15 protein-coding genes are annotated in these 14,838 nt (G+C 37.3%); 3 read left to right on the top strand and 12 right to left on the bottom strand.

Features of this window, described 5'->3' with window-relative positions:
- From FJR38_RS28525 to FJR38_RS13690, 4 genes are all read right to left on the bottom strand, one after another.
- Positions 1-430, bottom strand: a 430-nt coding sequence (locus FJR38_RS28525) for a transposase (protein WP_371418212.1), incomplete at its 3' end; no start/stop codon positions are given.
- Positions 431-539: 109 nt separating this feature from the next.
- Positions 540-1,346 carry a diguanylate cyclase domain-containing protein gene (locus FJR38_RS29340; RefSeq protein WP_168537593.1) on the bottom strand — a complete coding sequence of 269 codons (807 nt, stop codon included), beginning with the start codon at positions 1,344-1,346 and terminating at the stop codon, positions 540-542.
- Positions 1,347-1,495: 149 nt separating this feature from the next.
- A complete protein-coding gene (locus FJR38_RS13695) occupies positions 1,496-4,264 on the bottom strand; it encodes a hybrid sensor histidine kinase/response regulator (protein ID WP_168537591.1) in 2,769 nt (922 codons plus the stop codon).
- A gap of 19 nt (positions 4,265-4,283) precedes the next feature.
- On the bottom strand, positions 4,284-4,445 hold the full coding sequence (locus FJR38_RS13690) for a hypothetical protein (RefSeq protein WP_174763523.1): 162 nt from the start codon (positions 4,443-4,445) through the stop codon (positions 4,284-4,286).
- Positions 4,446-4,905: 460 nt separating this feature from the next.
- On the opposite strand from FJR38_RS13690, the gene FJR38_RS13685 reads away from it, so the two are divergent.
- Both FJR38_RS13685 and FJR38_RS13680 read left to right on the top strand, forming a co-directional pair.
- Positions 4,906-6,324, top strand: a complete 1,419-nt coding sequence (locus FJR38_RS13685) for a hypothetical protein (protein ID WP_168537589.1) — start codon at positions 4,906-4,908, stop codon at positions 6,322-6,324.
- A gap of 38 nt (positions 6,325-6,362) precedes the next feature.
- Positions 6,363-6,710, top strand: coding sequence for a hypothetical protein (locus FJR38_RS13680; protein WP_168537587.1), 348 nt, complete (start codon positions 6,363-6,365; stop codon positions 6,708-6,710).
- A 176-nt stretch (positions 6,711-6,886) separates the two neighbouring features.
- Here FJR38_RS13680 and FJR38_RS13675 read toward each other — a convergent pair whose 3' ends face one another.
- Positions 6,887-7,390: a sterol desaturase family protein gene (locus FJR38_RS13675; protein WP_168493849.1), complete on the bottom strand. Its 504-nt coding sequence runs from the start codon at positions 7,388-7,390 to the stop codon at positions 6,887-6,889.
- A gap of 187 nt (positions 7,391-7,577) precedes the next feature.
- On the opposite strand from FJR38_RS13675, the gene FJR38_RS13670 reads away from it, so the two are divergent.
- Positions 7,578-8,867, top strand: coding sequence for an aminotransferase class I/II-fold pyridoxal phosphate-dependent enzyme (locus FJR38_RS13670; protein WP_168493847.1), 1,290 nt, complete (start codon positions 7,578-7,580; stop codon positions 8,865-8,867).
- Between the two features lie 223 nt (positions 8,868-9,090).
- On the opposite strand, the gene FJR38_RS13665 is transcribed toward FJR38_RS13670, so the two are convergent.
- The 7 genes from FJR38_RS13665 to FJR38_RS13630 all read right to left on the bottom strand — a co-directional run.
- Positions 9,091-10,323, bottom strand: a complete 1,233-nt coding sequence (locus tag FJR38_RS13665; RefSeq protein WP_217360022.1) for an MFS transporter — start codon at positions 10,321-10,323, stop codon at positions 9,091-9,093.
- A gap of 82 nt (positions 10,324-10,405) precedes the next feature.
- Positions 10,406-11,206, bottom strand: a complete 801-nt coding sequence (locus tag FJR38_RS13660; RefSeq protein WP_168537585.1) for a sterol desaturase family protein — start codon at positions 11,204-11,206, stop codon at positions 10,406-10,408.
- A 165-nt stretch (positions 11,207-11,371) separates the two neighbouring features.
- On the bottom strand, positions 11,372-11,554 hold the full coding sequence (locus tag FJR38_RS13655; protein ID WP_168537583.1) for a chlorophyll a/b-binding protein: 183 nt from the start codon (positions 11,552-11,554) through the stop codon (positions 11,372-11,374).
- 551 nt (positions 11,555-12,105) lie between these two features.
- Positions 12,106-13,023: a cation diffusion facilitator family transporter gene (locus FJR38_RS13650; RefSeq protein ID WP_168537581.1), complete on the bottom strand. Its 918-nt coding sequence runs from the start codon at positions 13,021-13,023 to the stop codon at positions 12,106-12,108.
- A gap of 92 nt (positions 13,024-13,115) precedes the next feature.
- Positions 13,116-13,439, bottom strand: coding sequence for a PIN domain-containing protein (locus FJR38_RS13645; RefSeq protein ID WP_174763997.1), 324 nt, complete (start codon positions 13,437-13,439; stop codon positions 13,116-13,118).
- A 193-nt stretch (positions 13,440-13,632) separates the two neighbouring features.
- Positions 13,633-13,878, bottom strand: coding sequence for a hypothetical protein (locus tag FJR38_RS13635; protein WP_168493839.1), 246 nt, complete (start codon positions 13,876-13,878; stop codon positions 13,633-13,635).
- Between the two features lie 298 nt (positions 13,879-14,176).
- Positions 14,177-14,838 (bottom strand): tetratricopeptide repeat protein (locus FJR38_RS13630; RefSeq protein ID WP_168537579.1); only part of this gene is annotated, 662 nt, incomplete at its 5' end.

Genomic DNA, 14,838 nt, shown 5'->3' with positions numbered 1-14,838 from the left:
TTTCTTGTACTGTCTCCTCTGGTATTTCTAACGCCTGTTTTACTATTTCTCTGTTGATTTTGTTAACTAGGTTTATATCTATTCTTTCTCTAAAGTGAACTAACATCGAAGGGTCAAATGGTGGTTTATTACTATAGGTTGACATCCCTATAAAGTATTGTAGATAAGGATTTTCCCTGATCTGTTCTACTGTTTCTCTATCACTTATTCCTAACTTTTCTTTGATTATTAATGCCCCCAGTGCCATCCTAAATGTTTTGGCTGGTGCGCCTATTTTTTCTGAAAATATTGCTGCGTATTCGCCATCAAATTCCGACCAAGGGATCATTTTTGCCATAATTACCCATCGGTTGTCTAATGCCAATTTCTCCTCGAAGGGTAGTTGAAACTTTTCCGGTGCTGTTTCCTGTTCTTGCGCTTTTCTATACATCTTAATGCGCCTTAATGCAAGGGATTTTACTCATTTTAACTCTTTTTCTTGCACCTTTTTCACTTTCTATCCCCATCAAGTCATCTATTTGTCCCGGTTTTATGTTTATTCAGCAAGCCCTAATTAACTCAGCAATAATTAACGCGCCTTGGGTATCTGTATTTGGTAAAATAACGGCAAATTCTTCACCACCATAACGCGCCACTAAATCAGTCGGGCGTTTTATAACTTTGGCGATCTCTTGGGAAACTTTAATTAAACAATCATCACCACTTTGGTGTCCATAACAGTCGTTGTATCGTTTGAAATAGTCAATATCAATAAGAATCAGCGCGAGGATATTTTTTTCTCGTTGATGACGTTGCCATTCAAGAGCTAAATAATCATCAAAGCGGCGACGATTAGCAATCTGGGTTAAACCATCTAAATTTGCCAGCAATTTCAATTGATGATTTGCTTCCTGTAAAGCAAGTTCAGTTTGCTTACGTTTGGCAATTTCAGCTTGCAAAATTCTCTGTTGTTTCTGAATAGTTAAATGAGTTTCTATTCGGGCTACAACTTCTTCAATTTGAATCGGTTTAGTGATATAGTCAACACCACCAACTTGAAATGCTTTTAATTTATCTAAAGTCTCATCTAAAGCACTAATAAAAATAATGGGGATATAACAAAGATCCGGTTCATCTTTAAAGGCTTGACAAACTTGATATCCATCCATCTCAGGCATTTTAACATCCAAAAGAATGAGATCAGGACAATTCAATTTTGCAGTTTTTAGCCCCCTATTGCCACTGATAGCACTACGAACTGTGTAACCAATTTTAGAGAGTAACTCGGTTAATAATTTTAAGTTTTCTGGCAGATCATCTATTAAGAGAATATTGCCTTTTGTTTGAGATTGGATATCAAGATGCACTGGATTTTTTAATGATTTGGTACATGAAACCTGGTAAAAAATACAATTTTGTGTTAGTCTATAATAGACTTATTATCAAAATTAAAATTACATTAATGACCAATAGAAATTGACAATTTCTCTGGCTATTGATTTATTTTTAAAGATGTCTATTTCGTAGTTTCATCGGTCAATAATTCTACTATTTCATCAAATTGAAATTGACGTGCTAGTGTTTCGAGAACCTTGACAAAATGGGATTCTTGATTGGGTATTTCTCGAATTAATTTCATTACCAGATTACTATCACCATCTAAGGACGCTTCACATAATTGCGAACGCCATTCCTTAGATTCAGACATCACAGCTAAATCTTTAGATGATAGCATGGTTGGGGAGCGATCGCTAATAATATCAGCCGGAGCTAATTCTTCATAAATATATTTCACTCCTAAATGTTTAGTTAAACTCTGAAAAATTGTACTTTCTTTAAAAGGTTTTTGTAAAAAATCATCACATCCTACTGATAAAATAATCGCTTTTTCTGCTTCTAGTACACTAGCGGTTAAAGCAATAATCGCTGTAGCGTTACCCTTCGTAGTAGATTTAATATTTTTAGTAGCTTCATAACCATCCATAATGGGCATTCTCATATCCATAAAAATTAAGTGAGGTTGCCACTCATCCCAAATTGCGATCGCTTCCTGTCCGTTACTTGCTTCTTTAATCTCAAAACCTAAAGGGGTAAGGAGTTTAATTAATAATTGACGGTTGATTACTTTATCATCTACCACTAGAATTTTATATGTGGGTTGTTCCGGTGCTAGGGCTAATATTTTTCTCTGCTCAATATTTTCATTTTTGATAATTGCTTGCCCCAATTTTACGGGAATTGAAAATTTAAAAGTTGTGCCTTTGTTTAATTCACTTTTTACAGTAATATCTCCTCCCATTAGCTGCACAAATTGACGACTAATAACTAAACCTAAACCTGTTCCTTCTTGACTTTGTTTTCCTGATTCTGTTTGAGAAAAAGCCTCGAATAATTTAGTTAATTCTGCGGGGGCAATTCCCATACCAGTGTCACTAATACAGAAAATTAAAGTATAGTTTTGATTTCCTGCATTTGCGGTAGAATTAATACTTAAACTTACTTCTCCGTGTTTGGTAAATTTAATCGCATTTCCTAATAAATTCAGTAAAACTTGACGTAATTTTATCTCATCATTATAAATATATTGTGGTAAATTTTCACCGCGTTCAAAGATTAATTTTATTCCTACATTAATTGCCGTTAAATGCAGCATATCTTCTAAATCATCTAGGAATTTATACAGGTTAAAATCCTTTTGGTTAAGAGTGGTTTTCCCGGCTTCAATCTTAGAAAAATCGAGAACATTATTAATTAGGGTTAATAAATATTCTCCACTACGCTGAATAATTCCCACATTTTCATATTGTTCTAATGATAGGTTTTTGCTGCGTAACATTAATTGAGAAAAACCAATAATTGCATTGAGGGGTGAGCGCAATTCATGACTCATATTTGCAATAAAGTTACTTTTCGCCAGATTAGCAACTTCCGCTTTTTCCTTAGCAATAACTAATTCTGCTGTGCGTTCCTCTACCCGATTTTCTAAAGTTGCAAAAGAAGTTTTTAACTGATCAGCCATACTATTAAATGAATGAGCCAAAGTTGATATTTCTCTAATATTTTTAGCTTCTGGTAAATCATTTTCTTGATCGGAATTTTGCCATTTCCCTAATGCTAAAGCCTGACTTGCTTGACTTAATCGTAAAATAGGTTTAGTAATCCATCGAGCCGTGAAAATACCAATTCCTGTGGCAATCAGTAAGGTAATAGCAGACAATACAAAGGTTAGTTGAGTATTCTGATAAATTTCTGTCATGAAATCAGACTCAGGAATCACTGTGATAATTAACCAGTTTAAGCCCAAATTATCTTGATAAGGAACTACTTTTATGAAATTGCGATCGCTATTTTCTCTAAAATCTAATTGCAGCGTTTCTTTAATTTGATCAAAACTATTAAACTTTGTCAACAGATGTAAGCTAGTTGCTCTAATTAAGGAATCACTCACATCAGTAACTTTGATTCTTTCTAATTTAGTTTTGCCATTTTGTTGTTTTTTAATATAAGTAGCTTGGTTTTTTACCGAAGTTCCAATCAGCAAACCATTAGGTTCAATAATAAATAGTCTTCCTGTTTTACCAATCTGTAAATTAGCCAGAAAATTACGAAAAGATGCCAGATTAGAAGCCGCTGAAAGTACCCCTAATAATTGATTAGTTTTAGGTGCATACACAGGATAACTACTATTGAGAGATAAATCTTGATTATCCCCAAGGGCAAAGATGGGAACTCTGGATGGTTTACCTGCTTTCATCGCCGCTTTATACCAAGGACGTTCTTGAATTTTTAGCCTTTCAATGGTTTCAATGAGGTTAATTTTATTGCCAAAACTATCAAATTTATATTCGTAAATCTGAAAAGGTTTATCGGGATTTGCCATTCGTATAGTTTTTTCATTTCTCTTATTAGCAATTCTCAGAACTCCCTGCTCAGTACCTACCAGAATATGGGTAATATTATCGAAATGTTGAAGCTGAGTATAAATATATTTTTCTATTTGATCGGCATTCTGAAGATTTAGATTACCTAATTTTACAGCATCTGCATTAATTTTATTAACCAAAACTGGAGTAGCTAAATAGTTATCCAAATACTGCACTACACGAGTAGTTATTTCATTTCGCAGTTCATTTGTTAATCGGTTTACTGATTCTTGTCCACTTTGGTAAGAAAGATAACCTACTAATCCCACTGCACCAACAATTTGCAATACAAAAGGAACAATTAATACTAATCTCAGAGGGATTTGTCGAGATTTATTGGATTTGCCTATACCATTATTCATGATTTATTAAAGATTCTACTCAAGCAACTAATTTTTCAAATTCAAATGTCCGTGCAAGTTTTATTAAAGATTGAATTAAAAAAATTGCTGTTTTCGGAAGTTCTCTAGTTAATTCTATGACATAGTTGGTATTTGTTTCTAAAGCAGCTTCATACAATTTATTAATCCATTTTTGATCCATACACCTAAAATACTCAGAATTATTTTCTATCCGCATTAGTTCTCTTGTATCACTCTCTGAAAGAAAGAGGCTAAAAATAGCGATCGCCTGATATTATAGAGTGCCTTTTTGAGTTTGTGGCATTAAAATTTTAAAAAAGAGAGATTTTCAAATTGATGAACAAGGGTTTTTAATAATTACTTCTAGAGGATTTATTAACAAATAATACCTGAGTAGAAAATCAGTTAGTAACACAATTGAGTGATAGCAATTCCCTTGCAAGTGAGGTACAAGAAGAAAGAATTAACCGCAGATGGAAGAGGATAAACGCAGATAAACGCAGATGAATTTGTACCTCGTTAGATGAAGAAATGCTATAAATAATTATGACAAATGTCAAACATATCGGCTCAATTACCTCTATTGATTGGAAACTGTGCAAAAATAAAAACATTACTTTAATGATGTAGTGAGTGTAATTATGCAGGATAGAATTAGAAAAACCAGCCAAAATCACACATCTGCACCACAGTCAAACCCCTTCCAAACCAGAGGGTTTGGGATTGATACCCCAAAAAAGTCAGCAACACCCGCCACAGACATAGACTTTGATGCACAGTATGAATACGCCAAAAGTAACGCACTTGACTTAACAAATGTTCCCGTATTCCCACCATCAACAGCAAACATACAACCCAAACTCGCAATCGGTTCACTTTCTTCTTCAGAACCTGCCAATACTAGTGAATCAGTAATCCAGCGTGGATTGTGGGATAGCTTCAAAAAAGGCCTCAAAAAAATTGGTGGGGCGATCGCTTCTGAAGAAAAATCTCCAGATCCTGAACCTCTTTCTCTGACTCAAAGCTTGAACCCATCTAGTATTTCAGACGATGAAATCAAACAGGAAATTAAACTGATTCGCAAATGGATTGCCAAACATCAAGAAAGTAGCCCTGATGCGACTTTATTAGCATCTTGCTTACAAACATTCGAGTCTGAAGTTGAGGCCAGGGAAGCAGTCGCCGCTGTCAAGAAATTACCGGGCTGGGGGAAAATGGCATCTAACGATCAAGCGATTTTAGAGAATATGCTCCAAGGGAGAGAAAATGATGTTTCTAAAAGTGTTCGTAATCGGTTAAAAGCACTAAAAACAGTTTTATCAAGCCAAACCGATATTGAGCAATGTAAAACTCTGACTGGTTTAATTAACGCCAAGGAATCCATTCCTGGTGTAGTTAATGAACCTGTTAGCACCACAAAGATAAAATATACATTAGCAGGTCCAACTACAGAAAAAGATTACGCATTTCAGGGTAAAAAAGCTGATGCGGAAAAATGGATTGTCAAGTTTGAAGATGGCATTAATATACCTATTGTTGCACCTAAAGCTCCTGAACCCGGACATCATAACCATACAGTTAAGCAAGCGGCTGATGCAGCCAGCTATTTACCCAAAGCAAATCGTTCTGTAATGACCACAATTCTACTCAATGCTGTAGTCAATCCTGATGATGCTTATTGGGCTACTGAATATAACACCCCTGACTTTCATTCCTATATGACAGCGGGTAAATCTGGTGTTGTGACTATTTATCCAGATAAGGTTTCTGAGAAGCTTCCAGATGAAAATTATATGCGTGGTACTATGATTCATGAGACAGGTCATACCTGGTCTTATAAAAATTGGGGTACTGATACCAAAAAAGGGAAATGGGTAGATTGGCAACAGGCAATGGATAAAGACAAGGTATCCGTTTCTGGTTATGCAATGAATTCGATTGATGAAGATGTAGCAGAAACTATCCAAATTTATGTTAGTACAAAGGGGTCTCCTCGCTTTGCGGAGTATCTTCAAATTGTGCCTAACCGTTTTAAAATGCTGGATGTGGAGTACAAATGAGCAATCTGATTCAGTGTTGGATAGCAGGAATTATGATCATGCTAAACTCTGTTGGTGGGGGTGAATATCTATGTAAGCAAAATCTTTCGGTCACTCACCATAACCCTACGGAGGTAAATAAAATGACTGGTACAACTTCTCCATCCGGTGCAACACATCCCGGTCAAATTTTGTTTGAAGATCGTGTAGATGATCGACAATGGACTAAGCAGGCTAATGAAGTTCCTCAAACAATAGCTTGGGTGAATGTAGAAGGTGTATGGCTTCCTGTAATTCGGATTGAGATTACAGGAACAGTTGACAAACGACGGATCACCAAGTACGGGAAAGATGGTGAGTTCTTGGAAACAACTATTCAATCTCCACCTCCTCGACCTCGACCCTGATTCAGATATTATGGATTCGTTAAGCTGTCGTAACACATTATCGGTATTCTACTCAAAGCGATCGCTCATCTATTGTCACTATCGCCACATAAAGGTTTGTAGTTAGGACTTTAGTCCTGAATTCAGGGCTTAAGCCCTGACTACGAGCAAAATCATAATAATAATATTTCCAATTTCTACCACCAACGCATTTCTAAATAACCTCGTTGGGGTTGATTAAGTTCTTCTTCCGTTAACCATTCCACCGATTTATAAGTACCAAATATATGATCCCACCAATCTACTCCTAAACCAAAATTATGATCCCATTGATTGTATTTGTGGTGAACATAGTGAACAGGCATTTTCATCCAGAAACATTTTGTGGGATTATCATGTTGTAATTGATGAGCGTAAGCAGCAAAAGCCGCATAAACCAGACTCCCTAAAAACCAACCAATGCCCGCTGGTAAAGACACAAAAAACATCACACACATGAAAATGATACTGCCTTGAACATAGGCTTTAAATTCCCAGACTACCCCTTGTCCTTCATTGCGACGATGATGATCACGATGACGTTTACCGATTTTGGGAGAATAGTGCATTAAACGATGTAGCCAATATTCAACCAGACTAGCAAAAATAAAAGCAAGTGCAAAACACCCTGTAGTGATAACTATGTTTTGTAACTCGATCATAAATTTTATTACCTTATATTTCTAATCTTAACCCAATCACACACTATTACGTAGAAATTGATCTAGCCAGTATCAGCCTATAGAGATTGAATATTACTCAATATCAGAAATATATGCAACAATCTCAAGAATAATTAAATAATCAAAAATGATACCAAGCTCCAGCATTGGATGAGAAGGAGAAATTGTGGAAGTTGTTCAAGAATATATGCAAGCTCTCTATGAGAGTGAACTTTATCCAGAAAAATTTATCTGTCATTACAAACAGGGCAATTTAGTTGATGTTGAAGATACGACAACAGGTAAGCGACATAAGCTTCTCACCTTCTGTACCAATGATGTTTTAGGGTTAGTCCAATCACAAGCCGTCAAACAGGCCGCAGTTGATGCGATTTGGCAATATGGGACTTCTAATAGTTCTTGTTCAGTATTAAGTGGTCGGATTGATCTTCATCGTCAGCTAGAACAGGAAATATCAGAATTTAAACACTTACCATATACTCATTTATTTGTCAATGCTTGGATGGCAATGCAAGCTCTGATGGATGGGTTCTGTCATTTAGCTATTAACATTCCCGGCTTTAGCAATACCAGAGAAACCTTGATTCTGACTGACATTCTCAATCACGGTTGTATAGTCTCTGCGGTAGTTAATGCTGACAACCGTTCTGGTAAAGTCTTTAGTCACAGTCCTGAAGTCCGTGTTAAGCCTTATCGTCACTGTGATATGGCAGATTTAGAGCGAAAATTGCGCCGTTATGCCCGTCCAGGCGATCGCATTATGGTAATTTCTGATGCAGTATTTTCGATGGATGGGGATATTGCCCCCTTACCAAAAATGCTAGATATCCTGGACAATTATCCCGGTAGTGTGATTGTCATGGATGAAGCTCATGCTAGTGGCGCACTTGGGGCAACTGGAGGGGGCATTTATGAGCATTTTGGCATAACGACCCAATCAGTATTAGAAAGGGGAATTATCCCCATTATTATGACTACCTTTTCTAAATTTGCGGCTTCAGCGGGAGCAGCTATTAGTAGTCATTCCCGTGAATTAATTGATTTATTGGATGTTTCCCCGACTTCCATTGGCACAATTTCCTTAGCCCCACCGTTAACAGCCGCAGCCTTAGAAAGCATTCGTCAGGTAAGACAAAATCCTGAATTAGTGCAGCAGTTACAAGCTAATACTCGTTATTTGCGATCGCGCTTACTAGCAGAAGGTTTTACAGCCATTGGGGAAACTAATGTCATTCCCGTGATGATGCCTGAAAATATCAATCCTAAAAAGTTTGCGCGGCAAATGATGGAAGAATATGGCATTTGGGTATCTCCCATTTGGTTTATCGCCAAACCGCGACTGCGAATTACCGCTAATGCCCTACATACACAAGAAGAAATGGATTGTTTAGTAGCTGCTATGGTAGCTACACGCAACACCCTAGATCCGGCAAAAGAACCTGTCGGAGTGTCCTAACCTCTTGATGAAAAATCCCCAATAAATAATGGGCGTTGCTGATTAAGAGTATGATTTTGTTTCACGCAGAGGCGCTCCAGTCACAGAGAGTAAGAGTTTGAAATCATTGATTTTTGAATTTCATACCCTAATTCAGCAACGCCAAATAATGTAGAGACGTTCCGTGGAACATCTCTACAAACCCTTCTATCTTCCTCCTTCTCTTCCTTCGTGTCCTTCGTGCCTATCCCTTCGGGACGCTCCGCGAACGTGGTTCATTCAGTATTTCTCCTCGGAAATTCACCAACATCAACAGCCCTAACATCAGTGGTAAACTGGCAGCCACATAAAACACGCCTATCAACCCTTGATCACTTAATACCAATCCAAATAGGCTTGGACAAAGGAACTGTCCCAAAAAATTTGCCCCTGTACCGGCGGCTAAAATACTAGATTGATATTCCGAAGGAGCAAGATTAGATAACAAGTTATAAAGACTGGGGACAACAATTCCCAATCCCACACCAAAAATAATAGTAGTTGGAAATAGCAAAACTAAATCTTGGAGTTGGGGAATAATCATTAAAGGTAAAGCCATACAGCCAAAGCCGCATCCTATCGTCGAAATTAAGCCGAAACGTTGAGCTAATCTCCTGACTCCAAAAGCCGAGATAGCAGCAGCACCAAGGGCTTGAGAGGCTAAAACAACGCCGTTCAGAACAGTGGTGGAGTTCATCGTAGCTTTGAGATAGAGAGGCAAATAAATGATTACAGCGTAAGCAGTTGCGGCTGTCAAACAGAGAGTTAGAAATATTTGTAATATGAAGGGATTTTTTAAAGCCTGAATGAGTTGATCGGAATTATTAGCTTTTGCAGATGATTCGGAAGAGGATGTTTCTAAACCTTTTTTTGGTTGTAATGTGAGGACAACTAATAACCCTAACGGGAGTGCTAAACCATACAGACAAAAAACCAATCTCCAGTGAAAACCACCAACCAAACCTGCTAAGACAGGATAGATAATATTAGATACAGTGAGAACACTAGATACATAGGCGATCGCTTGGGAACGTTCCTCACTCGAATCATACATTTTCACCAGCAAACCCAAACTAGCAGCCGCAATTCCCCCACTAGCAGCCCCCACCAAACCCCGTGTGATCAACATCGGTAGGAAACTCTGCATTAACCCCCCAGCCATGCCAAATAAAGCATAGAGAATCAGGGAAACCACGAGTATTCGCACTTGACCCAAACGGTCTGCTAATATCCCTAAAATTGGACTAAATATAGCAACAGTCAAGAAATGACTACTTACCAAATAACCTGCTAGGGCTGGACTCAGATCCAAGTCTGTGACAATTTCCGGGAAAATTGGTGCAATGACTCCTCCTGTCATCACAATCAAAGAGCCTGTAGCTAAAAGTACCAAAAGTTGGCGATCGCGTCCAGTCATTTTCAAGATTAAAGCACTCACACACAACCTCTGAATTATTTTAATTAGATGGTTTAAAAAGTTTAGATAACTGACTTATTGCAGAAGTCGGGTATCTTTTTATTCACACATCAAAACGGATTTTTATCTGTTTACGGAACGGATAAAATAAATGCTTGCCAAACTTTTCAGGAATCGCATCTCCATGAACACCAAAATTCTTTGGTTGTTTACCAGCAGGTAAATAAAATGTCCCAAACATTAAATCAAACACAGGGAACAAAGCCGCAAAATTCTTGCCAATTCCTTCCGTATCTTTACTGTGATGCCAACGATGAAACACGGGACTAACTATCAAATAGCGGAATGGTCCATAATTCCAAGGTACATTAGAATGGGTAAAAGCTAGATAAAAAATTAGGAAAGGAGTATAAATTTCCACTGATAAAGGTGAAAACCCCAAAAGTAAAATTGGCAAAGATTGCATTACTCGACTGAATATATCATTCAGTGGATGTACCCGCACAGAAGACAGCCAATCTAACTCTTCAGAAGTATGATGAACAGCATGAATATCCCACAATCGGCTGCTATGTAGCCACCGATGAGTCCAATAACCAATAAAATCAGCAATTACTATTACCATCAAACCCTGCACCCACTGGGGTAAATTAGCAGCTAGTCCATAACTTGATTTTAATATTTGTGGATCAATAGAACGCCCCAGCACCAGAAATAAAGGCACTATCACTATCGCAATACATACCGCACTCAATAGATGACTAATTAAAAGGGTAAAAAACCAGTAAAAGCTATCTAGCCAAACACCCTTGCGCCATTTTTGTTGATTGGTGATGCTCGGAAAAATACCTTCAATAATCCCAAAAGCTATTGTTAAGATGATGAATAAAATAGCTATTGTCACTAACCTTTCTCTAATCATCAGCACACTGTCTTTAGTAATTACAAGTAATCATTATTGTATAGCAGGAAACAGCGCAGAAAGGAATATCAATCCCAAATAAATAACCTGGCAGTTTTCATCAACTACCAGGCTTTTCGACTACTCAAAAATTATGTTATGGATAAATTACAGAATACCCCAGAAGTGGAGGAAGCCTTTTCCAGAAAATAGTTCAATTAAAGCTGCTGCCAAAAAACCGATCATTGCTAGACGGCCATTCCAGATTTCTGCTTCAGATGTAAAACCCCAACGCCATGCGTTACGATCAGTCGCTACAGGTGTTGTAGATGTTTTGGTTGCGTTAGTCATGGTCAGCACTCCAGTTAGGATTTACTAAGCTTTATTGCCTTATGTAAATAAACATAACAATTATTTTCAAAAAAAGCAACATTTATTTATATTTTTTTGCAATTATATATGTATCAAAATTTTAGAGAGATTTCATGAAACCGCTCTCAGATTTTTTGCCATCAAACATCTACAGGACTTACGTAACTGGCATATTAGTAGGGTGCGTCAGACCTCATAAATCCTGCAAATAGACAGATATTTAATACCTGACGCACCATAAGGGACTTCCAAATACTAACGTAAAAAATCTCTCAAACCCTTATTCCTCTGTGTCCTCTGCGCCTCTGCGGTTCATTAATCTGGATAATTTATTTCTTGGAAGTCCCTAAAATATATTTTTGGTGTGACACTTGCGTAAGTCCTAAGTAGGTGGGAAAACTTATAACTATGTCATTGCGAGTGGAACGCAGCAATCCCAAGAGTTTTGGGTAATTTACAGTTCGTTACATAGTTGGGTTGATTAGTATCTACCTACTTAATCTAAATAATCAAAGTCTTCTCAGCTTTTTTCAAACAACGTGGTCTGGTTCTAAAGCACAAGGATAAGCCGTATCACCTATTTCCACCTGGAGAGTAGAGTGTTTGATCCCAAAATGGTGTTCAAGTTCCTGGCAAACTTCCCATAAAAAAGCATCCCCAGGGTAGCCTCCGGGCATCACTAAATGGACTGTGAGCGCAGTTTCTGTGGTACTTATAGCCCAAATATGAAGATCGTGGATTTTCAAAACACCAGGACGCTCAATTAAGAAATTTTTAACTGCACGTGGCTCGATTCCTGTTGGTACGGCATCAAGTGCTAAGTTGACAGAATCTTTGAGTAAGTGCCACGTTCCAAATACTACAACTGCCACAAGAACTAAGCTTACCAACGAGTCAAGCCACACCCATTGTGTAATTAAGATAGCAATCCCAGCCACCACGACCCCCAAAGAGACCAACGCATCAGCAGCCATGTGTAAAAATGCTCCCCGAATGTTCAAGTCATTTTTACTACCTGACATAAACATGAGTGCAGTAATGGTATTAATTATAATTCCTACCATAGCAATACCAATAATTGTTCCTCCTGCTACAGGTACAGAATCGTTAAAGCGGCGGATAGCTTCCCAGGCGATCGCACCCATAGACAAAAGCAGGATAATAGAATTCACTAAAGCAGCCAAAATTGAAGAAGCCCGCAATCCGTAAGTATAGCGGTGGCTGGGAGGACGACGAGACAGCGTACTTGCACCCCACGCCAGGAGGAGTCCCAACACATCACTGAGGTTATGACCAGCATCAGCAAACAAAGCTAGAGAGTGCGCTAAGTAGCCATAAGTTGCTTCAACAATGACAAATCCTAAATTCAGTACAGTCCCAATGGCAAAAGCCCGGCTAAATGTTACCGGGGCGTGACTATGATTATGGTGTTTGTGTCCGTGTGTCATGGTGATGAGTTAGGAGTAAAAAACCAGATAATACTATGGTTGGTACATTGCTATTGAACCTGATAGCGGTATTTATTCCGTTCTACTTAATATCATTGCAAATACTGTACTTCCCAATCTTCAAGTTGTAGATTTTCAACTCTTTGAAATTCTCTAGTGTTATGAGTTACTAAAATAAGATTGTTAGCTAATGCAATAGCAGCAATTTGAAAATCATAAGCACCGATAGGAGTACCTATTTTTGATAATTGAGAACGGATTTCACCATAAATTTTAGCCGCCTTTCCATCAAAAGGTAAACTGATATATTGAGAGAAAAATAACTCATATAAAGCTAGATTTTGTTCTTTTTTTATACTACGACAAGCTCCATATAGCGGTATGCACTTGAGTGAGATACAGTCATTAAATCGCAAAACCTGTAGGGGTGGGGTTTCCCCGCCCTCGATTGTATTTCATCCGACCGATAACCGCTATAGTATAATTCGGCTTTGACAATATCGCACAAACAAATATTTTCACGATGAGTAGTTTTAAATTTATTAATTACATTTTCACTACGTCCTGTTAAATATTGAATGCAGGTGTTAGTATCTAACAAGTACATCATCATTCAATATCCCAAATTCTTCGATCACAATCAACCAAATTTTCTCTAGCTAAAAATTCGCCTTCCCATTTTCCAGCAGTTTTATCAAAAAAATCAGTAGGATATCCTAATTGTTCTGGTGTTGGTATTTTTTCTTCAGAAGAATCAGTAATAATAATTACTAATTCTTGATTAGCTAATTGCTGGGGAAGCTGTAGTAATAATTTACCTTCTGCATCAACTTTTGATTTAAGTTTTATTTGCATATAATTAGCTCCTTAGTATCTTTTATTATTATACTCTAATTTTAGGAAAAAATAGTTTTCAATCATTCATTGCTTTGAATAATTGCTCGATTTCCTTGGCTGTCGTTATTGATATTATATACATTTTACTTTCTGTCAATAACATGATATTTAATTCTTGATAGTAGCATTTGCGGTGGTTGATTATCAGAAAAATATTTAGGTACACTAGAACCAAAAACTTTAGAAATTAATACTACCAGCTTGAGAAAATATAAACAAATGATTGCTAATTGGGTTAGGGAAAGTAGGGATTATTTTAAAGTAAAGATTGAAAACGTTCATCTTCTCTAATAGCATCAAAATCTGAATCAGTTTTTGCCGATTCTCTAACTGTGTCAGGATTTAAATTAATTGCTATTTTTAGATTTTCAATTGCTTTTTCAATATTACCTTGTAGGGCATAATTACAAGCTTTATTATACCAAGCATTGTGGAAATCAGGTTTAATTTCCACAGCTTTGTCGTAGGAAGATATGGCTTCTTCATACCTGCCTAAATTCTTTAGGGAAATGCCCCGATTGTTCCAAGCTTCGTGATAATCAGGTTTAATTTCCACAGCTTTGTCGTAGGAAGATATGGCTTCTTCATACCTGCCTAAATTACGTAGGGAAATGCCCCGATTGTACCAAGCTTCGTGTTTATCAGGTTTAATTTCCACAGCTTTGTCGTAGGAAGATATGGCTTCTTCATACCTACCTAAATCATCTAGGGAATTGCCCCGATTGTTCCAAGCTTCGTGTTTATCAGGTTTAATTTCCACAGCTTTGTCGTAGGAAGATATAGCTTCTTCATACCTACCTAAATCATCTAGGGAATTGCCCCGATTGTTCCAAGCTTCGTGTTTATCAGGTTTAATTTCCACAGCTTTGTCGTAGGAAGATATGGCTTCTTCATACCTACCTAAATCATCTAGGGAAT

It is taken from the genome of Anabaena sp. UHCC 0253, assembly GCF_009712085.1.
Classification (GTDB): domain Bacteria; phylum Cyanobacteriota; class Cyanobacteriia; order Cyanobacteriales; family Nostocaceae; genus Dolichospermum.
The sequence above is the reverse complement of the archived record's forward strand: the minus strand, read 5'-3'. Positions and strand labels throughout refer to the sequence as shown.